Genomic DNA, 23,946 nt, shown 5'->3' on the forward strand with positions numbered 1-23,946 from the left:
GCTCTGGAGGTGGTGGTGACGTGTCGCGAAGGCTGCTGCGCACGGTCTGTACGGGAGCCCTGGCCGCCCTGACGGTCCTGACCGGCCCGGCGGTGGCCGCGCCCCCGCCGCCCGAACCGCCCGCGCCCCTCGCGCCGCTCGCCCTGGCGGACCCCGCGGCGGAACCCGTCGGGCCGGTGGACCCGGACAGCGTGGCGGACGCCGAAGCCGGGTCGGCCGAAGCGGAGGAGGTCGAAGCCGAGGTGGTCGAAGCAGAGGGGGCCGAAGCAGAGGGGGCCGAAGCAGAGGGGGCCGAAGCGGAAGAGGCCGAACCCGAGGGAGCCGCCGCCGAGGAGACCGAGGCCGGGCGGGCCGAGACCGAGGAGGCCGAGGCAGGGGCGTCCGCCGTCGACGACGCCGCGGCCCTGCCGCCCGCCGGCGGGGGCTCCGTCGCCGCTCTGCTCGCCCGGCTCCGCACCCTCTACCGGGAGGCGGAGGAGGCCACGGAGCGGTACAACGCCGCGGAGGAGGCGTTGAAGGTCCAGCAGGCCGACACCCGGCGGCTCACCGCCGACCTGGAGACCGCCCGCACCGCCCTCGCGCGCGGGCGGACGGAGGCGGGGCGGCTCGCCCGGGAGCAGTACCAGGGGCGGACCTCGTACGCCTCGCCGCTGCGGCTGCTCTTCGCCCCCGACCCCCAGTCGGCGCTCGACGCGCGGCACCTCCTCGACCGGACGGCCCGCGACCGGGCCTCCGCCCTCCCCCGGCTGCGCGCCGCCGAACGCCGGGCCGCGGACCTGGCCGGTGCCTCGCGGACCGCGCTCGACCGGCAGCGGACCCTCGCCGCACGGCAGCGGACCCGCCGGGACGAGGTCCGGAAGAAGCTCGCGGAGGTCGAGGCGCTGCTCGCCGCGCTCACCCCCGAGCAGCTGGCGCGCCTCACCGAGCTGGAGCGGGAGCAGACGGCCGGCGCCCAGCGCGAGCTCCTCGACTCCGGCGTCCTCGGCCCCGCCCGCACCCCGTCCCGGGCGGGCGCGGAGGCGCTGCGCTTCGCGGTCGGGCAGCTCGGGAAGCCGTACGAGTGGGGGGCCGAGGGACCGGAGGCGTACGACTGCTCGGGACTCACCCAGCGGGCCTGGGCGGCGGCCGGCCGGGCGATCCCGCGGACCAGCCAGGAGCAGTGGGCGGAGCTGCCCCGGGTGGGGCTCGACGAGCTGCGGCCCGGGGACCTGGTGGTGTACTTCCCCGACGCCACCCATGTGGCCCTCTATCTGGGCGAGGGCCTGGTCGTGCAGGCCCCGCGCCCCGGCGCCCGGGTGAAGGTCTCCCCCGTCGCCGCGAACCCGCTGCTCGGGGCCGTACGCCCGGACCCGGCCGGGACGCCCCTGGAGTCGTACACCCCGCCCGACCTCCCGGACGGTGCTCGGGAGGGGTCGGACGAGGGGTACGACCGTGCGGGGGCGGCTCCGGATCAGGCGCCGGGAGCCAGCGAGGCCAGGTAGGCGGAGGCCTTCTCCGGGTCGAAGAAGAAGTTCTCGAAGTCGGCCGGGTCGTTGAAGCCGTTGGCGAAGCGGTCGGCGATCGGCTGGAGCTCGCCGGCCGCGCCGATCAGGTTCAGGACGTGCTCCGGCGGCGGCGCCAGCATCGCGTTCGTCCACTTGGTGACGGGCTCGGCGGTCCGCCAGTAGCGGTCGAAGGCGGAGCGCATCCACGCCTCGTCGAAGGGCCGGTCGCCGTGCTCGACGATGGCGGCGAGGTAGGCCGCGGCGCACTTGGCGGCGGAGTTGGAGCCCTGCCCGGTGATCGGGTCGTTGGCGACGACGACGTCCGCGACGCCGAGGACCAGGCCGCCGCCCGGCAGGTGGCCGACGGGGTTGCGGACGGTGGGGGCGTAACGGCCCGCCAGGGTGCCGCAGGCGTCGGTGAGTTCGACCTTGGTGGCGCGCGCGTACTCCCAGGGGGTGTACTTCTCCATCAGTTCCAGCGTGAGCGCCAGGTGCTCGGAGGGGTCCTTGACGCCCCGGAAGGCGTCGACGGGGCCGCCGGGGATCCCCTCCCAGAAGAGGATGTCGGCGCGGCCGCCGGTGGTGAGCGTCGGCATCACGAACAGCTCGCCGACCCCGGGCACGAGGTTGCAGCGGACCGCGTCGAAGTCCGGGTGCTCGGGGCGCGGGCCGAGGCCGTGGACGTACGCGACGGCGAGGGCGCGCTGCGGCTCGGTGTGCGGGGAGCGCTCGGCGTCCCGGCCGAACATGGAGACCAGTTCGCCCTTGCCCGCGGCGACGAGCACCAGGTCGTAGCGGCGGGCGAAGAAGTCGAGGTCGCCGACGGCCACGCCGTGGATGACGAGCTGTCCGCCGCGCTGGGCGAAGGTCTCCATCCAGCCGGCCATCTTCACGCGCTGGTCGACGGACTGGGCGTAGCCGTCGAGCTTCCCGACCCAGTCGACGACCCGGGCCGACTCCGGTCCGGCGACGGAGACGCCGAGGCCCTGGATCCGCGGGGCCTGCGACTCCCAGAAGTTCAGGCCGAGGTCGCGCTCGTGCTGGAGCGCGGTGTCGAACATGCACTGCGTGGACATGACGCGGCCGGAGCGGATCTCGTCCGCCGTCCGGTTCGACATCAGGGTGACCTCGTACCCCTGGGACTGGAGGCCGAGGGCGAGCTGGAGACCGGACTGTCCGGCGCCGACTATGAGGATCTTCCGCATGGGTGGTGCTCCTGGCGAGAACGGGGGGAGGGGGCGGCGGGGGCGGCGTCCCGGGCGTGGCGACTCGGGGGACCCGGGGGACTCGGGGGACTCGGAAGTTGCCACGCGGGCGTGACTGTTCGGGTGTGGATGTTCGAACGTGCCGGCTCGGGCGCGGCTGCTCGGGCGCGGCTCTTCGGGTGTGACTCTTCGGGTGTGGCTATTCGGATGTGGCTATTCGGGTGTGGTGGAGAGCGCGTGCTCGACCATGGCGAGGAGCGTCTCGACCACGCTGTAGCGCTTGCGCGCGTCCATGATCACCACGGGGACGTCGGCGGTGATCGTCAGGGCCTCCCTGACGTCCTCCGGCTCGAACCGCTCGGTGCCCTCGAAGTGGTTGACGGCGACGACGTAGGGCAGGCCGCAGCTCTCGAAGTAGTCGAGCGCGGGGAAGCAGTCGGTGAGCCGGCGGGTGTCGGCGAGCACGATCGCCCCGATCGCGCCGCGCACCAGGTCGTCCCACATGAACCAGAAGCGCTGCTGTCCCGGCGTGCCGAAGACGTACAGGACCAGGTCGTTGTCGAGGGTGATCCGGCCGAAGTCCATCGCCACGGTGGTGGTGAGCTTGTCCGGGGTCGCCGTGAGGTCGTCGGTCTCCTCGCTGGCCCGGGTCATCAGCGCCTCGGTCTGGAGCGGGGTGATCTCCGAGACCGCGCGGACGAAGGTGGTCTTGCCGACGCCGAAGCCGCCCGCGACCACGATCTTCGTCGCGATCGGGGCGCGGGAGTGGTCGAGCTGCCAGTCCTGCGCGCCGTCCTCGGGATCGGGCTCCCCGGCGGGGTCGGGTTTCCCCGGGCCGGCGTCGCCGGTCCCCCCGACGGGCCCGGGCTGGACGGGGATCGCGGCGGCGGGCACGGCCTCCGCCGGAGCGGCGGCGGGGGTGTCGACGGCGGTGTCGACGGCGGTGGCGTCAGAGACGGCGGAGTCCACTCAGCACCCTTTCGAGGAGCGCGCGGTCGGGCTGGCCGGTGTCGTGACCGGTCCCGTACACGCGGATCTTTCCCTGGTCGGCCAGGTCGCTGAGCAGCACCCGGACGACACCCAACGGCATCTTGAGGAGGGCCGAGATCTCCGCCACCGTCCGCATCCGGCGGCATATCTCGACGATGGCGCGCATCTCGGGCATGAGCCCGCGCGCGCCGGGGCCGCCGTCGGTGAGGACCTTGCGGGCGAGCGGCGCCTCCAGGGCGGCCACGAAGGTCTCCACGAGCAGCACGTGTCCGAAGCGGGTGCGGCCGCCGGTCAGCGAGTACGGGCGCACGCGCGCGGGGCGCCGTCCTTCGCCGCGCACCGGCAGCCGGTGGCCCGCGGCGGTCAGCGAGGTCACCGGGGGCCCTCCATCGACTTGCGCAGCTCGCTGCGGACTTCGGGAGTGAGGACGTGTCCGGCCCGGCCGACGAAGAGCGCCATGTGGTAGGCGACGACGCTCATGTCGCAGTCGGGCTCGGCGTGCACGCCGAGCAGCGAGCCGTCGCTGATCGACATGACGAAGACGCTGCCCTCCTCCATGGCGACCATGGTCTGCTTCACCCCGCCGCCCTCCATCAGGCGCGCGGCGCCGACGGTGAGGCTGCCGATGCCGGAGACGATGGTGGCCAGGTCGGCGCTGGAGCCGCGCGGGCCGCGGGGGCGGGCGTGCCCGTCATCGGCGGCGCCGGGCCGCTCCTCGGGGTCGGAGGAGAGCAGCAGGAGCCCGTCGGAGGAGACGACGGCGACCGAGCGGACGCCGGGCACCTCCTCCACGAGGTTGCCCAGCAGCCATTGCAGGTTGCGGGCCTCCGTGCTCAATCCGTAGGCGCCGGCCGGCGCGGTCGTGCTCGTGGTGCTCGTTCCCGTGGCGGTCAACTGCGTGCCTCCTCGACTGTGTCCCCCGTCATCTCCTCTGTGCGCGTGGTGCTCTCGGCGGCTATCTCCGCCTCGACGTCCCGGCGTCCGGCCACGGCGCCCTGGTGGAAGCCTCCGAGCCGGCGGCGGAGCGCCTCGGCGTCGACCGAGCCCCGCCGGGGCGCGGAGGGCGCGGACGGCGCCCGGACCACCTGGGGGGTCCGCTTGGGCAGGCCCTTGTCGGTGACCCGCTCCCACTGCGCGGGGCGCGGCCCCGGCACCTGTGCCTCGTCGGCCGGTCCCGCCTGCTCCGGCACGGCCGCGACGGGCGCCTCGGCGGCCCGCTCGTGGCTGTCCGGCTCGGGCGGCGGGTCGGGGAGCCGCACCTGGAGGGTCGTCTCGGAGACGGACTCGACGTGCTCGGCGGGCTCGACGTGCTCGGCGGGCTGCCGCTCGGTGGTCTCGACGTGCTCGTACGGCTCCGGGGCGGGCGCCTCGGGCTCGTACGCCGGCGCGGGCTCGGACTCGTACGCCGGCTCGGGCTCGGCCTGGTACACCGGCTCGGGCGCGGGCTCGGGCTCGTGGGTCTGCTCGGACCCGTGCTCCGGCGCCGCCGGTTCGGGCCGCGTCTGCTGGAAGGCGCGTTCCGCCGCCTCCACGAGCGGGTCGCGGGTGCGGGACGGGAGGGTGTTGGAGTTGGCCTCGGCCTCGGAGCCGGGAAGGTGGAGGACCGGTACGGGGCCGGTGCCGGCGATCCGTACCGGCTCGGCGACGGCCGCCGGCGGCGCGGTCGGCAGCAGCGGCAGCGGCAGCACCACGACGGCGGCCGTGCCGCCCGGCTTCTGCTCGCGCAGCTCGACGCCGACGCCGTGGCGGGCGGCGAGCAGGGAGACGACCCGCATGCCGAGGCCCTCGCCCTCGAAGGCCTCCGGGTCGGCGGCGGCGAGCCGGGCGTTGAGGTCGGCGCGCCGGTGCTCGGGGATCCCTATGCCGGAGTCCTGGACGGAGAGCATGACCTCGCCGGTCTCCAGGAGCCAGCCAGAGAGCTGGACCTCGGCGTCCGGCGGGGAGAACGAGGTGGCGTTCTCCAGGAGCTCGGCGACGAGGTGGCTCAGGTCGTCGGCGGCGAAGCCGGCGAGCTGGGCGTGCGGCGGCAGCGACTGGATGGTGACCCGCTCGTACCGCTCGATCTCGCTGACGGCGGCGCGCAGCACGTCGACGAGCGGGACCGGGCCGGCGTGGCCGTGGACGTGCTCGTGGCCGGCGAGGACCAGCAGGTTCTCGCTGTGGCGGCGCATGACGGTCGCCATGTGGTCGAGCTTGAAGAGGGTGGCGAGGCGGTCCGGGTCCTGCTCGCGCTCCTCCAGCTTCTCGATGACGGCGAGCTGGCGGTCGACGAGGCCGAGGCTGCGCAGCGAGAGGTTGACGAAGGTGTGGTGGACGGTGTCCCGGAGCCGTTCGAGGTCGGCGGTGAGGACGGCGATCCGGCCCTGGAGCTCGGCGCGCTGGGCGGCGAGCTCGGCCTCGGCGGCCTCCTGGGCGGCGACCAGGCCGGCCCGCTCGCCGGTGAGCCGGCCGGTGTGCGCGGAGAGGGCGGCGAGTCGGCCGTGGAGGCTGTTGAGGGAGCGGACGACCTGTGCGAACTCGTCGTTGCGGCCGGTGAAGCGGACGGCTTCCTCGGCGGCCGGCTCGGGTGCGGCGGCGAGCCGGTCGGCGCCGCGGCGGAGCACGGAGAGCGGCCGGGTGAGGCTGCGGGCGACGTAGGTGGAGACGCCGACGGCGAGCAGCAGGCAGCCGCCGAGGAGGGCGAGGCGCAGTTCGAGCGCGGTGACGTCGTCGTCGCGCAGGGCGGTGAGCCGCTCGACCCGCTTGGCCGCGAGGGAGGACTCGACGCCGCGCATCTGCTCGATCCGGGCGGAGAGCGCGGCCTCCAGGGCGGGCGGGGAGGTGCGGGTCTCGGCCTCGGTGAGGGCGGGCTGGTCGGTGAGCCGGCCGAGGGCCAGCTCGGCGGTCTTGACCTCGGGCCCCGTGACGGTCGCGGCGAGGGAGTCGCGGGCGGCGGGCCCTGCGGAGCGGTCGAAGTCGCCGAGGGCGGCGAGTTCGCGGACCCGGGCCTGCTGGGCGGCGGCGCTGAGCTGGTCGCGGGCGCGCTCGGCCTCCTCCTTGCCCTCGGGCTCGTCGGCGACGTAGGTGCCGGTGGTGGCGTCGTAGCGGAGCTCGCCGGTGGACTCGGGCTGCGGGGTGACGAGCGCGGCGATCAGCAGGCCCCGGGCGGAGGAGGCCTGTTCGACGGCGCGGCCGAGGTCGGCGGGAGCCCGGGTGGTGCCGGTGGCGCCGGGGGCGGTGGCGCGCGGCGGGGTGCGCTCGGCGAGCTCGTCGGCGAGCCCCTGGAGGGAGGCGATGACGTCGCTGTACGCCTTGTGGGCCTCCAGGGCCGTGCCCTTGCCGGTGACGGCGGCGCGGCGGACGGAGGCGACGCCGGCGAGCTCGCGGCGCAGCGCGTCGGAGGCGGCCGGGCGGATCTCGTCGATCTGCCGGTCGACGCGGGCCGACTTGGCGGGGGTGAGGACCCGCCGGTTCTTCTTGGGGCCGGTCTGCTCCTCGCGGCCGGCGGCGACGAAGGCGACGACCTCGTCGCGCTCGTCGGCGAGGGAGTGGGCGAGGGTGACGGCCTGCCGGTCGAGCTCGGCGAGGGTGACCAGGCGCCGGGACTCGTTGAGCTCGGTGGAGGCGGTGAGGACGGCGGGGGCGCCGGCGCCGAGGACGATGGCGCCGACGAGGGCGACCCCGGCGACGAGGCGGGTGCGGACGCGCTTGGAACGGCCGCCGGGGGTCTTCGCGGGGGCGCCGGCGGGCGCGGCCACGGGGGTGCCTGCGGCGGGTGTGCTTCCCGGCGCGCTTCCCGTGTCCGGCGCGGTGCCGGCGCCGGTGCCGGGGGTGCTCGGCGTGACACCGGGGGTGCTCGGCGTGGTGCCGGGGTTCGGCGGCTCACCGGGGGTCTGGCTCCGCGCGCCGTTCATGCTCCGAGGCCGCTTCTTCTGCACCGGTGCTCGCATTCTTGACTCGTCCGCCCACACAGCAGAGGTGACGGCCGGTCACGAGGTTCCGCCCCCACCCCTGGTACGGCTTCCGACCATTCCAGCGCTTCTCGGCAGGGGACGGGCATCGGCCGCTCCGCCACCCGAACGAGTGAACAACAATCCGGAGTTGGCGAACAACTTCGGCCGGGGCCCTTCGGCGGGCCCCGACGGCCCCCGGCTGGATCTTCGGGGCGGCCTTTGGCAGGATGCCCGCCCGCAGCTCGCCGGAGCTCGCGATTCCGCCCCCTCCGACGCCCACGGCCGGTTGGTACAGGCCATTTTCGTCCCTTTGCAGGTGTTGTGAAGGGACCGCGCGAGCCGGGCACACTGGACATCATGCGCAGCGAGGTCGCCACCCTTCCCGGCAGTCCCGAACGGCCCAACGAGGACTGGGCCGCCGCAGCTCTGCCCGCCTCGGGCGGCGGTGGGACGCTCGTCCTGCTGGACGGCGTCACACCCCCCGCGGGCGGGGTGGGTTGTGTGCACACGGTGCCGTGGTTCACCGCGCGACTCGGCGGCGCTTTGACCGAACTGTCCGCTTCCCGGGCCGATCTGACACTGGCCGAGATCCTGGCGCTGGCAATCCGGCGCACCGCGGAGCTCCACTCGGACACCTGTGACCTTTCTCACGTACGTACGCCTCAGGCGACCGTGGTGCTCGCGCGGTGGGACGCGACCGCGGTCGAGCACCTGGTCCTCTCGGACTCGGTACTGCTGCTCCGGGCGCCGGACGGCGCGGTCCGGGCGGTGGTGGACGACCGGCTGGACCGGATCCCCCGGGAGGCTTTGCGTACGCACGAGGCGGCGGACCGGCTGCGCAACCGCGAGGGCGGCTTCTTCACGGCGGCCGCGGACCCGTCGGTGGCGGAGCGGGCGGTGACCGGCACGACCCCGCTGGAGGAGGTGCGGGCGCTCGCGGCGCTCACGGACGGGGCGAGCCGCTGGGTCGAGCGGTTCGGCGCGGGCGACTGGGCGGAGTGCGCGGGCGTCCTCGCGAAGGAGGGCCCGGCGGGGCTGCTCCAGCGGGTCCGGGCCCTGGAGGCGACGGACGCCGGCGGGCGGCGCGGAAAGCGTCACGACGACGCGACGGCCGTGTACGTGGAGTTCCGAGGGGCGGGGGTCAGCCCTCGGAGCGCTGGTTGAAGTGGTGGAGCAGCCGGGCCAGCTCGGCGACCTCGGCCCGGTCCCAGTCGGCGAGCTTGCGGACGTACCGCTCGCGGCGGGCGTCCCGGACGTGCCGGAAGCGGTCGCGGCCCTCGTCGGTGAGCCGCACCAGGGAGGCGCGGCCGTCGGCGGGGTCGGGGTCGCGGGCGACCAGGCCGAGCTGTTCGAGGGCGCGCAGCTGGCGGCTCATGGTGGCCTTGCCGACGCCGAAGTAGGCGGAGAGCTCGGTGGCCCGCTGCGGCCCGGCGTCGTCGAGCCGTACGAACAGGCCGTACGCGGACGACTCCAGCTCCGGGTGCACCTCCCGCGCCATCTCCCCCGACTGGGCCCGGGCCCGCCGCAGGAACACCGCGAGCTCCCGCTCCAGGGCGAGGAACTCCCGCTCGGCCGGCCCGCCCGCGGGGGCCCGCCCGGACGAGGGAAACGCCCCTGCGCCGGGGGCGGCCCGGGATGCGGGAGCCTCCTCCGCGCCGGGAGCGGCCCCGGGCACGGAAGCCGCCCCTGCGCCGGGAGCGTCCCCGGACACGGAAGCCGCCCCTCCGCCGGGAGCGTCCCCAGACGTGGAAGCCGTCCCCGCGCCGGGAGCGCTCCCGGATCGGGTCGCGCCGGGGTCCGGGGCCGGCGGGGCGTCGTCTTCGCCGGTCGTGCCGCCTGCGTGCACCCCGCACCTCCCGCGCGTGTTTCGTCGGCTGAAAGTTTCCCGCCGCCACGGGCATCTCCGCAGCTCCTTCAGTATTTCGCAGGAGTAGACCAACGACGGAACCCGGGGCCTCTTCCACCGCCCTGTCTACGTGCGTAGAGTCGCCGTCGAGCACGTGACTGACATGTCCACACCACTTCCACCCCCGGGAGTCACGCCATGCGTGTGCGCAGATCCGTCCCCCTCTCCCTGCTCGCCGGCCTCGCGGCCACCGCCCTCGTCCTGCCCCTCGCCGGCCCGGCGGGCGCCGCCGACCCCGGCGCCCGCGCCTCCGTCCCCGCGCGCGGCACCGCCCACATGGGCATGGGCGTCCTCAAGCACGACGGCCGCGGCGCGGCCCCCTCCGGCGGCGTCTCCGCCCTCGCCACCTGGACGGAGGGCGTCGACGTCTCCAGCCACCAGGGCAACGTCGCCTGGTCGACCCTCTGGAACAGCGGCGTCAAGTGGGCCTACGTCAAGGCGACGGAGGGCACCTACTACAAGAACACCTACTTCACGCAGCAGTACAACGGCTCGTACAACGTCGGCATGATCCGCGGCACGTACCACTTCGCCACCCCGGACACGACGACCGGCGCCGCCCAGGCCGACTACTTCGTCAACAACGGCGGCGGCTGGTCCAAGGACGGCAAGACCCTGCCCGGCGTGCTCGACATCGAGTGGAACCCGTACGGCGCCACCTGCTACGGCAAGACCCAGACCGGGATGGTCGCCTGGATCCGCGACTTCCTGAACCGGTACAAGGCCCGCACCGGGCGCGACGCCGTCATCTACACGGCGACCAGCTGGTGGAAGCAGTGCACCGGCAACTACTCCGGCTTCGCCTCGACCAACCCGCTGTGGATCGCGCGGTACGCCTCCGAGGTCGGCGAACTCCCGGCCGGCTGGCCGTACTACACGATGTGGCAGTACACCTCGTCCGGCCCGACGGTCGGCGACCACAACCACTTCAACGGCGACCTCTCCCGCGTCCAGGCGCTCGCCAACGGCTGACGTCCGGCGCGGAGGACGGCGGCTCCGGGGGCGCGGCGGCGCCCCCGGGGCCGCCGTTCGCCGTCCCCGGGGGCCGCCGTTCGCCGCAGGCAGGGCCGCCTTCTCCGCCCCCGGCGCCGCCGTTCGCCGTAGACGGGGCCGCCTTCCCCACCCCCGGGCCGCCCTCCCCACCCCCGGGCCGCCCTCCCCACCCCCGGCCGCCTTCGCCGCCCCCGGCCGCCTCCGCCGCCCCCGGGGGGCCACCTTCTCCGCCCCGGGGCCGCCACTCGCCGCAGTCGGGGGCTTTTTCGGCGCACCCCCTTGCCGATTGGTATGGACCAATGCGAGTCTCTACCCGGCCGCACGGGAGTCAACTTCCGTGCGCCCCGCGCGCGTTGCTCATTCCGTACTCCCCCACGCACGAGAGAGAGCCCCCGCATGCCGTCCTCCCGCCGTACCGCCGCCGGCGTCGCCGCCCTGTCCGCCGCCGCCCTCGTCGGCCTCACCCCCACGACCGCCGCCGCCCACGGAGCCGTCTTCAACCCCGTGAGCAGGATCGCCGCCTGTTTCGCCGAAGGCCCCGAGAGTCCCGACTCGCAGGTCTGCAAGGACCTCGTCGCCGACTCCGGCACCCAGCCGCTCTACGACTGGAACGAGGTCAACATCGCCAACGCCGACGGCAACCACAAGGCCGTCATCCCGGACGGCAAGCTCTGCTCGGCGAACCGCGCGAAGTACCGGGCCCTGGACTGGGCGCGCACCGACTGGGCCGCCACCCCCGTGAAGTCCGGCCCCTTCGACTTCAGGATCCGCGCCACGGCCGCCCACTCCGGCACGATGACGATGTACGTCACCAAGGCCGGCTTCGACCCGACGCAGCCGCTGAAGTGGTCGGACCTCGACGCCACCCCGGCGGCCGTGTACAACACCCCCCGCACCGCCACCGACGGCTACTACTCCTTCTCCGGCAACCTGCCCGCGCGCACCGGCCGCCACGTCGTCTACATGGTGTGGCAGCGCAACGACAGCCCCGAGGCGTTCTACAGCTGCTCGGACGTCACCTTCGGCACCACCGCCGCGGCCACCGCCGCCAAGGCCGAGGCGCCCACCGAGGCCGAACTGGCCGCCGGCGCCGAGCTGTCCACGGTGAGCCACGCCGGCCACGGCGGCGACGAGCTGCCCCCGGCGCTCTCCGCCGAGGCCTCCGCCGCCCCCGCCTCCCCGCTGCCGGCGGCCCTGGCCGGCGCGGGCGCGCTCGCCGTCTTCGGCGCGGGCAGCCTGCTCCTGGGCCGCCGCCGCGGCTCCTCCGCTCCCTCCGCCCCCTCCGGCTCCTAGGAGCGGGAGGCCCGGCGGGACAGGAGCGCGGGACGGGGGCCCGTCCCGCCCCTCCGACGGCCCCCGGGGGAAGCCCGCCCCCTCCTCCCGCCCCTTCGCCCCCCGGAGCCCGCTCCGGGGGGCGATTTCGCGCCATCTGCACCGGGACGGGTGGAAGACGGGACGTTCGTGGACAGCCTTGGTGAAAGCTCTGTTCGAACGGCCGTCAGCGCACCACCGTCCGCCCGTGAAGGAGAGCGCTCCATGCGGAACCAGCAGCGGTGGGTCTACCACCGCGGGGAAGGGCTGCGCACGTTCGGGGTGGAGGAGGAGCTCCTCCTGGTCGATCCCGACACCGGACTCCCCCAGCCCCTCTCCGGCACCGTCACCGAGATCGCCGCCTGGCACGCCGGCGCCGGGCCGCGCCACGCCGAGGCACCGGAACCGGCGAAGCCCGAGTTGTACGCCGAGCAGCTGGAGATCGGCACCCTCCCCTGCACCACCACGGCCCAGCTCGCCGACCAGCTGCGCCGGGCCAGGCTGGCGGCGGCGGCCGCCGCCGAGGAGGCCGGGGTGGCCGTCGCGGCCCTCGCGACGGCGCCGATGGACTTCGGTCCGCTGCTCACCCCCGACGAGCGGTACCGCCGGATCCACGACCGGTACGCCCACCTCGTCGACGAGGAGTTCGCCTGCGCCTGTCACGTCCACGTCCACCTCGCCTCCGCCGAGGAGGGCGTGGGCGTCCTGGACCGGATCCGCCCCTGGCTCGCCCCGCTCCTCGCACTCAGCGCCAACTCCCCCTACTTCCAGGGCGTCGACACCGGTTACGCCAGCTGGCGCCACCAGCTGTGGCAGCGCTGGCCGATGTCCGGCCCGAGCGAGCTGTACGGGGACGTGGAGACGTACGAGCGGACCACGCGCGAGATGCTCGCCAGCGACGTGCTGATCGACGACCACATGGTCTACTTCGACGCCCGGCTCTCCCGCCGCTACCCCACCGTGGAGATCCGCGTCGGCGACGTCTGCCTCGACCTGGAGGACACGGTCCTGCTCGCGGTGCTGAGCCGCGCCCTGGTGGAGACCGCGGCCCGGGAGTGGCGGCAGGGCCGGCTCCCCGACCCGGTCTCGACGGTCGTCCTGCGGCTCGCGGCCTGGCGGGCCAGCCGGTACGGCCTCGGCGGCGAGCTGCTCGACCCGCGCAGCTGGCGGCCGCGCCCGGCCGACGAGGTCCTGCACGCCCTGCTCGACCACGTGCGCCCCGCCCTGGAGGCGGCGGGCGACCGGGAACGCGCCGAGGCGGGGGTGGCGCGCCTCCTCGTCCGGGGCACCGGCGCGGACCTCCAGCGGGCCGCCCGCGCCGGGGACCCGACGCTGGCCTCGGTGATCGTGGAGGCCGTGCGCCGTACGACCCCGGCGTGAACGGTCGTACGGCTCCGGACCCGGGCGGTCGTACGGCTCCGTCGTGCACGCCGGCGGGGCCCGTACGGCTCCGGCCCGAACGCCCGGGGCCCCCGGCACGCGCGCGTGCCGGGGGCCCCGTCGGTGCCGGGGCGGATCAGGCGGCCACCGGGACCGGGACCTCCGCCGGGGCCAGGGCGATCTCCAGGACCTGGCGGACGTCGGTCACCGGGTGGACCTCCAGCTTCTCCAGGACCTCCGCCGGGACGTCGTCCAGGTCGGCCTCGTTCCGCTTGGGGATGACCACGGTGGTGATCCCGGCCCGGTGCGCGGCGAGCAGCTTCTGCTTCAGGCCGCCGATCGGCAGCACCCGGCCGGTGAGGGAGACCTCGCCGGTCATGGCCACGTCGGTGCGGACGAGCCGGCCGCTGAGGAGCGAGGCCAGCGCCGTCGTCATCGTGATGCCCGCGCTCGGGCCGTCCTTCGGGACCGCGCCCGCCGGGAAGTGGATGTGCACGCCCCGGTCCTTGAGGCCGGTGACGGGCAGCTCCAGCTCCGCGCCGTGCGAGCGGAGGAAGGAGAGCGCGATCTGCGCGGACTCCTTCATCACGTCGCCCAGCTGGCCGGTGAGGGTCAGTCCGGCGCCGCCGGTCTCCGGGTCGGCGAGGGACGCCTCCACGAAGAGGACGTCGCCGCCCGCGCCGGTCACCGCGAGTCCGGTGGCCACGCCGGGGACGGCCGTGCGCCGCTCGGCCGGGTCCTGGGCGGACTCGGGCACGTGGTGCGGGCGCCCGATGAGCTCCCGCAGGTCCTCGGGCGTGACCGTGAACGGCAGCTCGCGGTCGCCGAGCTCGTGCTGGGCCGTCACCTTGCGGAGCAGCCGGGCGACCGCCCGCTCCAGGGTGCGGACGCCGGCCTCGCGGGTGTACTCCCCGGCCAGCTTGCGCAGCGCGGCCTCGTCGATCGTCACCTCGCCGGTCTCCAGGCCGGCCCGCTCCAGCTGCCGGGGCAGCAGGTGGTCGCGGGCGATGACGACCTTCTCGTCCTCGGTGTAGCCGTCGAGGCGGACCAGCTCCATGCGGTCGAGCAGGGCCTCGGGGATGGCTTCGAGCACGTTGGCGGTGGCGAGGAAGACCACGTCGCTGAGGTCGAGTTCGACCTCCAGGTAGTGGTCGCGGAAGGTGTGGTTCTGCGCCGGGTCGAGGACTTCGAGGAGGGCCGCGGCGGGGTCGCCGCGGAAATCGGAGCCGACCTTGTCGATCTCGTCGAGGAGGACGACGGGGTTCATGGACCCGGCCTCCTTGATCGCCCGGACGATCCGGCCGGGCAGGGCGCCGACGTAGGTCCGCCGGTGGCCGCGGATCTCGGCCTCGTCGCGGACGCCGCCGAGGGCGACGCGCACGAACTTCCGGCCCATGGCGTGGGCCACGGACTCGCCGAGGCTGGTCTTGCCGACGCCGGGCGGCCCGACGAGGGCGAGCACGGCTCCCCCGCGGCGGCCGCCGACGACGCCGAGCCCGCGCTCGGCGCGCCGCTTGCGCACGGCCAGGTACTCGGTGATGCGCTCCTTCACGTCCTCCAGGCCGGCGTGCTCGGCGTCCAGGACGGCCTTGGCGCCCTGGATGTCGTACCGGTCCTCGGTCCGTTCGTTCCACGGCAGTTCGAGGACGGTGTCGAGCCAGGTCCGGATCCAGGAGCCCTCGGGCGACTGGTCGCTGGACCGCTCCAGCTTGTCGACCTCCTTGAGGGCGGCCTCGCGGACCGACTCGGGCAGGTCGGCGGCCTCGACGCGGGCGCGGTAGTCGTCGGACTCCTCGCCGTCCTTCTCGCCGTTGAGCTCGCGCAGCTCCTTGCGGACGGCTTCGAGCTGGCGGCGGAGGAGGAACTCGCGCTGCTGCTTGTCGACGCCCTCCTGGACGTCCTTGGCGATGGTCTCGGCGACCTCCTGCTCGGCGAGGTGCTCGCGGAGCTGGGCGGTGGCGAGCTTGAGGCGGGCGACGGGGTCGGTGGTCTCCAGGAGCGCCACCTTCTGCTCGACGGTGAGGAAGGGCGAGTACCCGGAGTTGTCGGCGAGGGCGCCGACGCCGTCGATCTGCTGCACCCGGTCCACGACCTGCCAGGCGCCGCGCTTCTTGAGCCAGGTGGTGGCGAGCGCCTTGTACTCGGTGACCAGCTCGGTCACGGCACCGGGCAGCGGGTCGGGCACGGTCTCCTCGACGACGGTCCCCTCGACCCACAGCGCCCCGCCGGGCCCGGTCGTCCCGGCCCCGATCCGCACCCGTCCGATGCCGCGGATGAGCGCCCCCGGGTCGCCGTCGGACAGCCGCCCGACCTGCTCGACGATCCCGAGCACGCCGGTCCCGGCGTACGTCCCGTCCACCCGCGGCACCAGGAGCACCCGGGGCTTCCCGCCGCCGCCCCGGGCCGCGGCCTGGGCGGCCTCGACCGCGGCCCGCACGTCGTTGTCGGAAAGGTCGAGCGGAACCACCATCCCGGGCAGCACGACCTCGTCGTCGAGCGGCAGCACAGGCAGCGTCAGCGGCACGGACGGCTTGGACTCAGAAGCCATGATCTCCCCTTCGGCAGTCAAGTTGAGTTATGCCGACTCAATGCATGTGAGCTCGGGAATGTTCCCCGGGGCCTGTTCGCTGTGAGCGATCACCCGGATCGGCCCGCCCGGGAGCGGCGAGCGTGACCTCATGGACGTGGACGAGTTCCTGGCGCGCCCCCTGGTGGCACGGGTGGCGACGGCCGGGCCCGACGGGCCGACCGTGCGGCCGGTGTGGTTCCTCTGGGAGGAGGGGGCCTTCTGGTGGCTGACCGGCGGGTACGCACGCCTGCGCCGGCTGGTCGAGGCGGATCCCCGGGCGGCGCTGGTCGTCGACACCTGCGACCCGGCGGCGGGGCGGGTGCACGCGGTGACGTGCCGTGGGACGGCCCGGCCCGTGCCGCTGGACCGGGGGCGGGCGGCACGGAAGCTCGTCCGCTACCTCGGGCCCGAGGAGCGTGGCCCGCGCGGTTCGCCGACGCGCTGGAGGACCCGGAGGCGGGGATGATCCGCTTCGAGCCCGACCGGCCGCCACGGCTGAGGGACCTCTCGTGGTGACGGCGCGTGGCGTGTTCCGGCTGCGCCGGGGCACGGGGGCGGGCATGCTCGGGCGCATGGAGCATGCGGTGGGGCGTCGACGGGTGTGGGGTGCGGTGCCGGGGGTCGTGGCGGCGCTGGTGCTGGGCGCGGGCGGGTGCGCGGACGCCGACGTGCCGCCGGTCCCGGGCGGCGGGAAGAGCGGCGCGAGCACGGGCGCCCCGGCGGAGGCGACGGAACCGCGGTCCGGGGCCGTGCTCGTGGAGGTCGCGGTGAGCGGCGGCTTCGCCGGCGTGGACAACCGGCTCACCGTGCGCGAGGACGGGTCCTGGACCCTGCGCTCCCGGGACAAGGAGCCGCGGACGGGGCGGATGGAGGCCGACGGTCTCGCCGGACTGCGGGCCGCGCTCGAAGACCCCGCCTACGCGCGCGTGCCCGAGCGGCCGAGCGGGCGGCCGGTCGCCGACGGCTTCCAGTACACGGTGACGCACCACGACCGGACGGTCGTCGCGGGCGACGGCGAGCGCCCCGCCGCCCTCCAGCGCGTCTTCGACGCCCTCCCCGAGGGCGGCCCGCCGACCTCCCCCTGAACCGGGCGGCGCTCGGGCGTCACTCCGTGACTTCGCGACTCCGCAACGTGTTTGTCCCGGCCGGCCGGGCTCCGCGAGGATGGCGGAGACGCCCGTACCGACACGACGAGACACGGAGTGACCGCCCATGAACAGCCCCGTCACCCTCGACCGCCGCGAGGGCCCGTACGGCGAAGTCGTCCTGCGGCGCCGCGACGCCGGGGACCGTACCGACTTCGAGATCATCGCCAACGGCACCTTTCTGATGGACACCTCCGACGGACGCTCCGAGCGGATGCTCGTCGACGCGGCCATGGAGGCGCTGCCCGAGCACGCGCGCGTGGGCGCGTCCGTCCTGATCGGCGGGCTAGGCGTCGGCTTCTCGCTGGCGCACGCCGCCGCCGACCCGCGCTGGGGCCGGATCGCGGTGGTCGAGCGGGAGGAGGCGATCATCGACTGGCACCGGAGCGGCCCGCTCGCCTCCTTGTCCGGCCGCGCCCTCGCCGACGCGCGGACCGTGATCCTGCACACGGACCTCGTGGCGTACCTGGAGACGACCTCCGACACCTACGACGCGCTCTGCCTGGACATCGACAACGGACCGGACTGGACCGTCACCGAGGACAACGAATCCCTTTACGGAGCAAGGGGTTTGGCGTCCTGCGCGGCCCGCCTGAACCCCGGCGGGGTGCTCGCCGTGTGGTCGGCCCGGCCGTCCGCCGATTTCGAAGAGTCCTTGCGGAATGCCGGATTCAGCGGGGTACGGACCGAAGAGGTCACCGTTGCCCGGGGCGTCCCCGACGCGGTCCACCTCGGCATCAGGCCTGCGTAGCCGGGACGCCGCGGGTACCTCTAGGCTGCTGCACCGACATCGGCGACGCGAGGCGGGGCAATGGAGCAGACACACACCGGTCATCAGGGTGCGGCGACTCCGGGGGCCCAGCGGCGCGTCCTGGTCGTCGAGGACGACGCGACGATCGTGGAGGCGGTCTCCGCCCGGCTCCGCGCCGAGGGCTTCCTGGTGCAGACGGCCACCGACGGCCCCGCGGCCGTGGAGGCGGCCGAGGCCTGGCAGCCGGACCTGATGGTCCTCGACGTGATGCTGCCCGGCTTCGACGGCCTGGAGGTCTGCCGGCGCGTGCAGGCCCGGCGTCCGGTGCCGGTGCTGATGCTCACCGCCCGGGACGACGAGACCGACATGCTGGTCGGGCTCGGCGTCGGCGCAGACGACTACATGACAAAGCCTTTCTCCATGCGCGAGCTGGCCGCCCGGGTCCACGTGCTGCTGCGCCGGGTGGAGCGGGCGGCGCTCGCCGCCGTGACCCCGCGCAGCGGGATCCTGCGCCTGGGCGACCTGGAGATCGACCACGCGCAGCGCCGGGTCCGGGTGCGGACCGAGGACGTGCACCTGACCCCGACCGAGTTCGACCTGCTGGTCTGTCTGGCCGGCACCCCGCGCGCGGTGCTCTCCCGGGAGCAGCTGCTCGCCGAGGTGTGGGACTGGGCGGACGCCTCCGGCACCCGGACCGTGGACAGCCACATCAAGGCGCTGCGCCGGAAGATCGGCGCCGAGCGGATCCGTACGGTGCACGGCGTGGGGTACGCGCTGGAGACCCCGGCGTCGTGAACCGGCCGGCGCGGCGCCCGGGGGGGTCCAGGCGCCGGATCGCGATCTCGATCAAGACGAAATTGGGGGCGCTGGTCGTCGGCGCGGTGCTGCTGACCTCGGGACTGGCCCTGGTGGCGATCCGTACGTCCACCGAGTTCCGGTACATCACGATCTTCGCGATGATCGCGACGCTGCTCATCACCCAGTTCGTGGCGCAGTCGCTGACGGCGCCGCTGGACGAGATGAACACGGTGGCGGGGTCGATCTCGCGGGGCGACTTCTCGCGGCGGGTGCGGGGCGCGGACCGCCGGGACGAGCTGGGCGACCTGGCCTCCACGATCAACCGCATGGCGGACGACCTGGAGGCGGTGGACCGGCACCGCAAGGAGTTGGTCGCCAACGTCTCGCACGAGCTGCGCACGCCGATCGCGGCGCTGCGGGCCGTGCTGGAGAACGTGGTCGACGGGGTCTCGGAGGCCGACCCGGAGACGATGCGCTCGGCGCTGAAGCAGACGGAGCGGCTGGGCCGCCTCGTGGAGACGCTGCTCGACCTGTCGCGGCTCGACAACGGTGTCGTACAGCTGCGGGCGCGCCGTTTCGAGGTGTGGCCCTACCTGTCCGGCGTGCTGCGGGAGGCGAACCTGGCCGCCGCGCAGCGCGGGCTGCCGTCGACGTCCGGTCTGCACCGGCGCACGGACGTGCACCTGCACCTGGACGTGTCGCCGTCCGACCTGACGGCGTACGCGGACGTGGAGCGGCTGCACCAGGTGATGGCGAACCTGATCGACAACGCCGTGAAGCACTCGCCGCCGCACGGGCGCGTGACGGTGCGGGCCCGGCGCGGCCCGTACCCGGAGTCGCTTGAGCTGGTGGTCGAGGACGAGGGCCCCGGCATCCCGGAGTCGGAGCGGCACAAGGTCTTCGAGCGGTTCAACCGCGGCACGGCCCCGGACCGGCAGGGGCCGGGGAGCGACGGCGGCACGGGGCTCGGTCTGGCGATCGCGCGCTGGGCGGTGGATCTCCACGGTGGCGGGATCGGCGTGGCCGAATCCTCACGTGGATGCCGGATCCGGGTCACTCTTCCAGGCAGCCTTCCCCTTCTCGATTGACGTAGGGTTCGAACCGGAAGCGAACGTTCTGCGTGTTCATGGGCAGACGTGGTCAGGGAGCGGCCGAAGGAGGCCGCGGCCCGGGCTTTTCCGTACCCTCACAGAAGCGGAACCACGGTTGTTTCCCGCCATTCATGGCATCGAAACACGCCGTCAAGTGTGACTTGCACGACGTTGGAGTGCCCGGCCTGCACGTCCCGGCCGGACAGGCGTAGCCTTTATTTCCGCTGTCCATCACCTTGCGAAGCGGAAGAGGGCGGTTGCCGCCGTGTCGTCTCAGTCCCCCAGTACCCCGAGCTCCCCGGCCGACCAAGACGGGCGTGGCGTGAGCCCCGCAGCCGCCTTCGGCGCCAATGAGTGGCTCGTCGACGAGATCTACCAGCAGTACCTCCAGGACCCGAATTCGGTCGATCGTGCCTGGTGGGACTTCTTCGCCGACTACAAGCCGGGTGCGGCGGAGACCCCGTCCGCCCCGGCCGCCACCACCACGGCCGCGCCCTCGGCGCCGCAGGCGGGCCCCGCACAGGCCGCACCTGCCGCCCCGGCCCCCGCCGTGCCCGCGCCTGCCGCCCCGGCCGCGCCGGCTCCGGCCGCCGCCCCGGCCCCGGCCCCGGCGAAGCCCGCCGCGGCCGCTCCGGCCGCCGCGAAGCCGGCCCCTGCCGCCACCCCGGCGCCCGCCCAGGCCGCTCCGGCCGCCGAGGCGCCCGCCGGTCCCGAGCTGATCACGCTCCGCGGCCCGGCCGCCGCCGTCGCGAAGAACATGAACGCCTCGCTGGAGATGCCGACGGCCACGTCCGTCCGCGCCGTCCCGGTGAAGCTGCTCTTCGACAACCGGATCGTCATCAACAACCACCTGAAGCGCGCCCGGGGCGGGAAGATCTCCTTCACCCACCTCATCGGCTACGCCATGGTGCAGGCCATCAAGGCCATGCCGTCGATGAACTACTCCTTCGCGGAGAAGGACGGCAAGCCGACCCTGGTCAAGCCGGAGCACGTGAACTTCGGCCTCGCCATCGACCTGGTGAAGCCGAACGGCGACCGCCAGCTCGTCGTCGCCGGCATCAAGAAGGCCGAGACGCTCAACTTCTTCGAGTTCTGGCAGGCGTACGAGGACATCGTCAAGCGCGCCCGCGTGGGCAAGCTGACGATGGAGGACTTCACCGGCGTCACGGTCTCCCTGACCAACCCCGGCGGCCTCGGCACCGTCCACTCCGTCCCGCGTCTGATGCCCGGACAGTCGGTCATCATGGGCGTCGGCTCGATGGACTACCCGGCGGAGTTCCAGGGCACCTCCCAGGACACCCTGAACAAGCTCGGCATCTCCAAGGTCATGACCCTGACGTCGACCTACGACCACCGGGTCATCCAGGGCGCCGCCTCCGGCGAGTTCCTGCGCATCGTCGCCAACTTCCTCCTCGGCGAGCAGGGCTTCTACGACGACATCTTCAAGTCGCTGCGGATCCCCTACGAGCCGGTCCGCTGGCTCAAGGACATCGACGCCTCGCACGACGACGACGTCACCAAGGCCGCCCGCGTCTTCGAGCTCATCCACTCCTACCGGGTCCGCGGCCACGTCATGGCCGACACCGACCCGCTGGAGTACAAGCAGCGCAAGCACCCCGACCTGGACATCACCGAGCACGGCCTCACCCTGTGGGACCTGGAGCGGGAGTTCGCGGTCGGCGGCTTCGCCGGCAAGTCGATGATGAAGCTCCGCGACATCCTCGGCGTGCTGCGCGACTCGTACTGCCGCACCACCGGCATCGAGTTCATGCACATCCAGGACCCGAAGCAGCGCAAGTGGATCCAGGACCGCGTCGAGCGTCCCCACGCGCGCGTGGAGCGCGAGGAGCAGCTCCGCATCCTCCGCCGCCTGAACGCGGCCGAGGCCTTCGAGACCTTCCTGCAGACGAAGTACGTCGGCCAGAAGCGCTTCTCCCTGGAGGGCGGCGAGTCCGTCATCCCGCTGCTCGACGCGGTCATCGACTCCGCCGCCGAGTCCCGCCTGGACGAGGTCGTCATCGGCATGGCCCACCGCGGCCGCCTCAACGTCCTCGCGAACATCGTCGGCAAGTCGTACGCGCAGATCTTCCGCGAGTTCGAGGGCAACCTCGACCCGAAGTCCATGCACGGCTCCGGCGACGTCAAGTACCACCTGGGCGCCGAGGGGACCTTCACCGGTCTCGACGGCGAGGAGATCAAGGTCTCCCTGGTCGCCAACCCCTCCCACCTGGAGGCGGTCGACCCGGTCCTGGAGGGCGTCGTCCGCGCCAAGCAGGACGTCATCAACAAGGGCGGCACGGACTTCACCGTCCTGCCCGTCGCCCTCCACGGCGACGCGGCCTTCGCGGGCCAGGGCGTGGTGGCCGAGACCCTGAACATGTCGCAGCTGCGCGGCTACCGCACCGGCGGCACGGTCCACATCGTCATCAACAACCAGGTCGGCTTCACGGCGGCTCCCGAGTCGTCCCGCTCCTCCATGTACGCCACCGACGTGGCCCGCATGATCGAGGCGCCGATCTTCCACGTGAACGGCGACGACCCGGAGGCCGTGGTCCGCGTCGCGCGGCTCGCCTTCGAGTTCCGCCAGACGTTCAACAAGGACGTCGTGATCGACCTCATCTGCTACCGCCGCCGCGGTCACAACGAGGGCGACAACCCCTCGTTCACCAACCCGCAGATGTACAACCTGATCGACAAGAAGCGCTCGGTGCGCAAGCTGTACACCGAGTCGCTCATCGGTCGCGGCGACATCACCCTGGAAGAGGCCGAGCAGTCGCTCCAGGACTTCCAGGGCCAGCTGGAGAAGGTGTTCGCGGAGGTCCGCGAGGCCACCGCCGCCCCGGCGCCGACCCACGTGCCGGACGCGCAGGCCGAGTTCCCGGTCGCCGTCACCACCGCGGTCTCCCAGGAGGTCGTGAAGCGGATCGCCGAGTCGCAGGTCAACATCCCGGAGCGGATCACGGTCCACTCGCGTCTGCTGCCGCAGATGCAGCGCCGCGCGGCCTCGATCGACGACGGCACCATCGACTGGGGCTTCGGCGAGACCCTCGCCATCGGTTCCCTGCTGATGGAGGGCACCCCGGTCCGCCTGTCGGGCCAGGACTCGCGCCGCGGCACCTTCGGCCAGCGCCACGCGGTCCTGGTCGACCAGGAGACCGGCGAGGACTACACCCCGCTGCTCTACCTGGCCGAGGACCAGGCCCACTTCAACGTCTACGACTCGCTGCTCAGCGAGTACGCGGCGATGGGCTTCGAGTACGGCTACTCGCTGGCCCGCCCCAGCTCCCTGGTGGTCTGGGAGGCGCAGTTCGGCGACTTCGTCAACGGCGCGCAGACCGTCGTCGACGAGTTCATCTCCTCGGCCGAGCAGAAGTGGGGCCAGACCTCCGGCGTCACCCTGCTCCTGCCGCACGGCTACGAGGGCCAGGGTCCGGACCACTCGTCCGCCCGCCCGGAGCGCTTCCTCCAGATGTGCGCCCAGGACAACATGACGGTCGCCATGCCGACGCTGCCGTCGAACTACTTCCACCTCCTGCGCTGGCAGGTGCACAACCCGCACCACAAGCCGCTCATCGTCTTCACCCCGAAGTCGATGCTGCGTCTGAAGGCCGCGGCGTCCAAGGTGGAGGAGTTCACCTCCGGCGGCTTCCGCCCGGTCATCGGCGACGACACGGTCAACCCGGCCGACGTCCGCAAGGTCGTCTTCTGCGCCGGCAAGGTCTACTACGACCTGGAGGCCGAGCGTCAGAAGCGCGGCGACACGGAGACCGCGATCATCCGTCTGGAGCGCCTGTACCCGCTGCCGGGTGCCGAGCTCCAGGCCGAGATCGCCAAGTACCCGAACGCTGCGAAGTACATCTGGGCGCAGGAGGAGCCGGCGAACCAGGGTGCGTGGCCGTTCATCGCGCTCAACCTGATCGACCACCTCGACCTGGCGGTCGGCGCGGACATCCCGGCGGGCGAGCGCCTGCGCCGGATCTCCCGCCCGCACTCCTCGTCCCCGGCGGTCGGCTCGGCCAAGCGTCACCAGGCGGAGCAGCAGCAGCTGGTCAACGAGGTCTTCGACGCCTGACGCCGGCGCCTCGCGCGGAGGCCCGGCACCCCTCGGGATCGAGGGGTGCCGGGCCTCCGGCGTGTCCGGACGGGCCTATCCTGGATCGCATGTACTTCACCGACCGTGGCATCGAGGAACTGGAGAAGCGGCGCGGCGAGGAGGAGGTCACCTTCGAGTGGCTCGCCGAGCAGCTGCGGACCTTCGTCGATCTCAATCCCGACTTCGAGGTGCCGGTCGAGCGCCTCGCCACCTGGCTGGCCCGTCTGGACGACGAGGACGACGAGGAGTAGCACGACCTGGCGGTGCCCCCTTCCGTACGGACGCGGAAGGGGGCACC

Annotated in this window: 19 protein-coding genes; 12 read left to right on the forward strand and 7 right to left on the reverse strand. The window is 73.7% G+C overall.

Annotated elements, in window-relative coordinates; all coding sequences use genetic code 11:
* Positions 1 to 20: 20 nt before the first annotated feature.
* Positions 21 to 1,481 (forward strand): C40 family peptidase, encoded by a 1,461-nt coding sequence (locus IE245_RS13545; protein WP_189947070.1) that lies wholly within the window; start codon positions 21 to 23, stop codon positions 1,479 to 1,481.
* Here the strand turns inward: IE245_RS13545 and IE245_RS13550 are convergent.
* The 5 genes from IE245_RS13550 to IE245_RS13570 form a co-directional block, all read right to left on the reverse strand.
* Positions 1,451 to 2,689, reverse strand: coding sequence for a styrene monooxygenase/indole monooxygenase family protein (locus IE245_RS13550; RefSeq protein WP_189947071.1), 1,239 nt, complete (start codon positions 2,687 to 2,689; stop codon positions 1,451 to 1,453). The genes IE245_RS13545 and IE245_RS13550 overlap by 31 nt on opposite strands.
* Positions 2,690 to 2,902: 213 nt before the next feature.
* Positions 2,903 to 3,658: a GTP-binding protein gene (locus IE245_RS13555; RefSeq protein ID WP_189947072.1), complete on the reverse strand. Its 756-nt coding sequence runs from the start codon at positions 3,656 to 3,658 to the stop codon at positions 2,903 to 2,905.
* Positions 3,639 to 4,055 carry a DUF742 domain-containing protein gene (locus IE245_RS13560; RefSeq protein ID WP_169086847.1) on the reverse strand — a complete coding sequence of 139 codons (417 nt, stop codon included), beginning with the start codon at positions 4,053 to 4,055 and terminating at the stop codon, positions 3,639 to 3,641. The genes IE245_RS13555 and IE245_RS13560 overlap by 20 nt, the downstream gene beginning before the upstream one ends.
* Complete coding sequence (locus IE245_RS13565; RefSeq protein WP_189947073.1) at positions 4,052 to 4,573, reverse strand: roadblock/LC7 domain-containing protein; 522 nt, start codon at positions 4,571 to 4,573, stop codon at positions 4,052 to 4,054. The genes IE245_RS13560 and IE245_RS13565 overlap by 4 nt, the downstream gene beginning before the upstream one ends.
* Positions 4,570 to 7,572 (reverse strand): nitrate- and nitrite sensing domain-containing protein, encoded by a 3,003-nt coding sequence (locus IE245_RS13570; protein ID WP_189947074.1) that lies wholly within the window; start codon positions 7,570 to 7,572, stop codon positions 4,570 to 4,572. Before IE245_RS13570 ends, IE245_RS13565 begins: the two co-directional genes overlap by 4 nt.
* A gap of 396 nt (positions 7,573 to 7,968) precedes the next feature.
* Between IE245_RS13570 and IE245_RS13575 the strand changes: the two genes are divergently transcribed.
* The gene (locus IE245_RS13575; RefSeq protein ID WP_189947075.1) at positions 7,969 to 8,775 is read left to right on the forward strand and encodes a protein phosphatase 2C domain-containing protein; all 807 of its coding nucleotides are present in this window, start codon (positions 7,969 to 7,971) and stop codon (positions 8,773 to 8,775) included.
* On the opposite strand, the gene IE245_RS13580 is transcribed toward IE245_RS13575, so the two are convergent.
* On the reverse strand, positions 8,753 to 9,163 hold the full coding sequence (locus IE245_RS13580) for a MarR family winged helix-turn-helix transcriptional regulator (RefSeq protein ID WP_189947110.1): 411 nt from the start codon (positions 9,161 to 9,163) through the stop codon (positions 8,753 to 8,755). The two genes, IE245_RS13575 and IE245_RS13580, sit on opposite strands and share 23 nt — an antisense overlap.
* A 492-nt stretch (positions 9,164 to 9,655) precedes the next feature.
* On the opposite strand from IE245_RS13580, the gene IE245_RS13585 reads away from it, so the two are divergent.
* The 3 genes from IE245_RS13585 to IE245_RS13595 all read left to right on the forward strand — a co-directional run bounded on the left by IE245_RS13585 (position 9,656) and on the right by IE245_RS13595 (position 13,201).
* Positions 9,656 to 10,489, forward strand: a complete 834-nt coding sequence (locus IE245_RS13585) for a lysozyme (RefSeq protein ID WP_189947076.1) — start codon at positions 9,656 to 9,658, stop codon at positions 10,487 to 10,489.
* A gap of 417 nt (positions 10,490 to 10,906) precedes the next feature.
* On the forward strand, positions 10,907 to 11,803 hold the full coding sequence (locus tag IE245_RS13590) for a lytic polysaccharide monooxygenase auxiliary activity family 9 protein (RefSeq protein WP_189947077.1): 897 nt from the start codon (positions 10,907 to 10,909) through the stop codon (positions 11,801 to 11,803).
* 243 nt (positions 11,804 to 12,046) lie between these two features.
* Complete coding sequence (locus IE245_RS13595; RefSeq protein WP_189947078.1) at positions 12,047 to 13,201, forward strand: glutamate--cysteine ligase; 1,155 nt, start codon at positions 12,047 to 12,049, stop codon at positions 13,199 to 13,201.
* Positions 13,202 to 13,337: 136 nt separating this feature from the next.
* Here IE245_RS13595 and lon read toward each other — a convergent pair whose 3' ends face one another.
* A complete protein-coding gene (gene lon / locus IE245_RS13600; RefSeq protein WP_189947079.1) occupies positions 13,338 to 15,749 on the reverse strand; it encodes an endopeptidase La in 2,412 nt (803 codons plus the stop codon).
* Between the two features lie 130 nt (positions 15,750 to 15,879).
* Here lon and IE245_RS13605 point away from each other — a divergent pair, with 130 nt between their 5' ends.
* From IE245_RS13605 to IE245_RS13635, 7 genes are all read left to right on the forward strand, one after another.
* Entirely contained in the window at positions 15,880 to 16,236 is a 357-nt protein-coding gene (locus IE245_RS13605; protein WP_308436607.1) for a pyridoxamine 5'-phosphate oxidase family protein, read from the forward strand.
* 106 nt (positions 16,237 to 16,342) lie between these two features.
* Positions 16,343 to 16,855, forward strand: a complete 513-nt coding sequence (locus IE245_RS13610; protein WP_189947080.1) for a hypothetical protein — start codon at positions 16,343 to 16,345, stop codon at positions 16,853 to 16,855.
* A 127-nt stretch (positions 16,856 to 16,982) separates the two neighbouring features.
* Positions 16,983 to 17,666, forward strand: a complete 684-nt coding sequence (locus IE245_RS13615; protein WP_189947081.1) for a spermidine synthase family protein — start codon at positions 16,983 to 16,985, stop codon at positions 17,664 to 17,666.
* Positions 17,667 to 17,726: 60 nt separating this feature from the next.
* Entirely contained in the window at positions 17,727 to 18,461 is a 735-nt protein-coding gene (locus IE245_RS13620; protein ID WP_189947082.1) for a response regulator transcription factor, read from the forward strand.
* Complete coding sequence (locus IE245_RS13625) at positions 18,458 to 19,552, forward strand: HAMP domain-containing sensor histidine kinase (protein WP_189947083.1); 1,095 nt, start codon at positions 18,458 to 18,460, stop codon at positions 19,550 to 19,552. The genes IE245_RS13620 and IE245_RS13625 overlap by 4 nt, the downstream gene beginning before the upstream one ends.
* Positions 19,553 to 19,820: 268 nt before the next feature.
* Positions 19,821 to 23,627, forward strand: a complete 3,807-nt coding sequence (locus tag IE245_RS13630) for a multifunctional oxoglutarate decarboxylase/oxoglutarate dehydrogenase thiamine pyrophosphate-binding subunit/dihydrolipoyllysine-residue succinyltransferase subunit (RefSeq protein ID WP_189947084.1) — start codon at positions 19,821 to 19,823, stop codon at positions 23,625 to 23,627.
* An 89-nt stretch (positions 23,628 to 23,716) separates the two neighbouring features.
* Positions 23,717 to 23,899, forward strand: coding sequence for a DUF6104 family protein (locus IE245_RS13635; RefSeq protein ID WP_005312030.1), 183 nt, complete (start codon positions 23,717 to 23,719; stop codon positions 23,897 to 23,899).
* Positions 23,900 to 23,946 lie beyond the last annotated feature (47 nt).

Source organism: Streptomyces roseolus, from assembly GCF_014649855.1.
Lineage (GTDB): Bacteria > Actinomycetota > Actinomycetes > Streptomycetales > Streptomycetaceae > Streptomyces > Streptomyces roseolus.

Excerpts from the sequence above, each read along its gene's own strand:
- IE245_RS13550 (WP_189947071.1), bottom strand. The coding sequence starts at position 2,689 with ATGCGGAAGATCCTCATAGTCGGCGCCGGACAGTCCGGTCTCCAGCTC.
- IE245_RS13570 (WP_189947074.1), bottom strand. The coding sequence starts at position 7,572 with ATGAACGGCGCGCGGAGCCAGACCCCCGGTGAGCCGCCGAACCCCGGC.
- IE245_RS13575 (WP_189947075.1), top strand. The coding sequence starts at position 7,969 with ATGCGCAGCGAGGTCGCCACCCTTCCCGGCAGTCCCGAACGGCCCAAC.
- IE245_RS13585 (WP_189947076.1), top strand. The coding sequence starts at position 9,656 with ATGCGTGTGCGCAGATCCGTCCCCCTCTCCCTGCTCGCCGGCCTCGCG.
- IE245_RS13590 (WP_189947077.1), top strand. The coding sequence starts at position 10,907 with ATGCCGTCCTCCCGCCGTACCGCCGCCGGCGTCGCCGCCCTGTCCGCC.
- IE245_RS13595 (WP_189947078.1), top strand. The coding sequence starts at position 12,047 with ATGCGGAACCAGCAGCGGTGGGTCTACCACCGCGGGGAAGGGCTGCGC.
- lon (WP_189947079.1), bottom strand. The coding sequence starts at position 15,749 with ATGGCTTCTGAGTCCAAGCCGTCCGTGCCGCTGACGCTGCCTGTGCTG.
- IE245_RS13605 (WP_308436607.1), top strand. The coding sequence starts at position 15,880 with ATGGACGTGGACGAGTTCCTGGCGCGCCCCCTGGTGGCACGGGTGGCG.
- IE245_RS13610 (WP_189947080.1), top strand. The coding sequence starts at position 16,343 with ATGGAGCATGCGGTGGGGCGTCGACGGGTGTGGGGTGCGGTGCCGGGG.
- IE245_RS13615 (WP_189947081.1), top strand. The coding sequence starts at position 16,983 with ATGAACAGCCCCGTCACCCTCGACCGCCGCGAGGGCCCGTACGGCGAA.
- IE245_RS13620 (WP_189947082.1), top strand. The coding sequence starts at position 17,727 with ATGGAGCAGACACACACCGGTCATCAGGGTGCGGCGACTCCGGGGGCC.
- IE245_RS13635 (WP_005312030.1), top strand. The coding sequence starts at position 23,717 with ATGTACTTCACCGACCGTGGCATCGAGGAACTGGAGAAGCGGCGCGGC.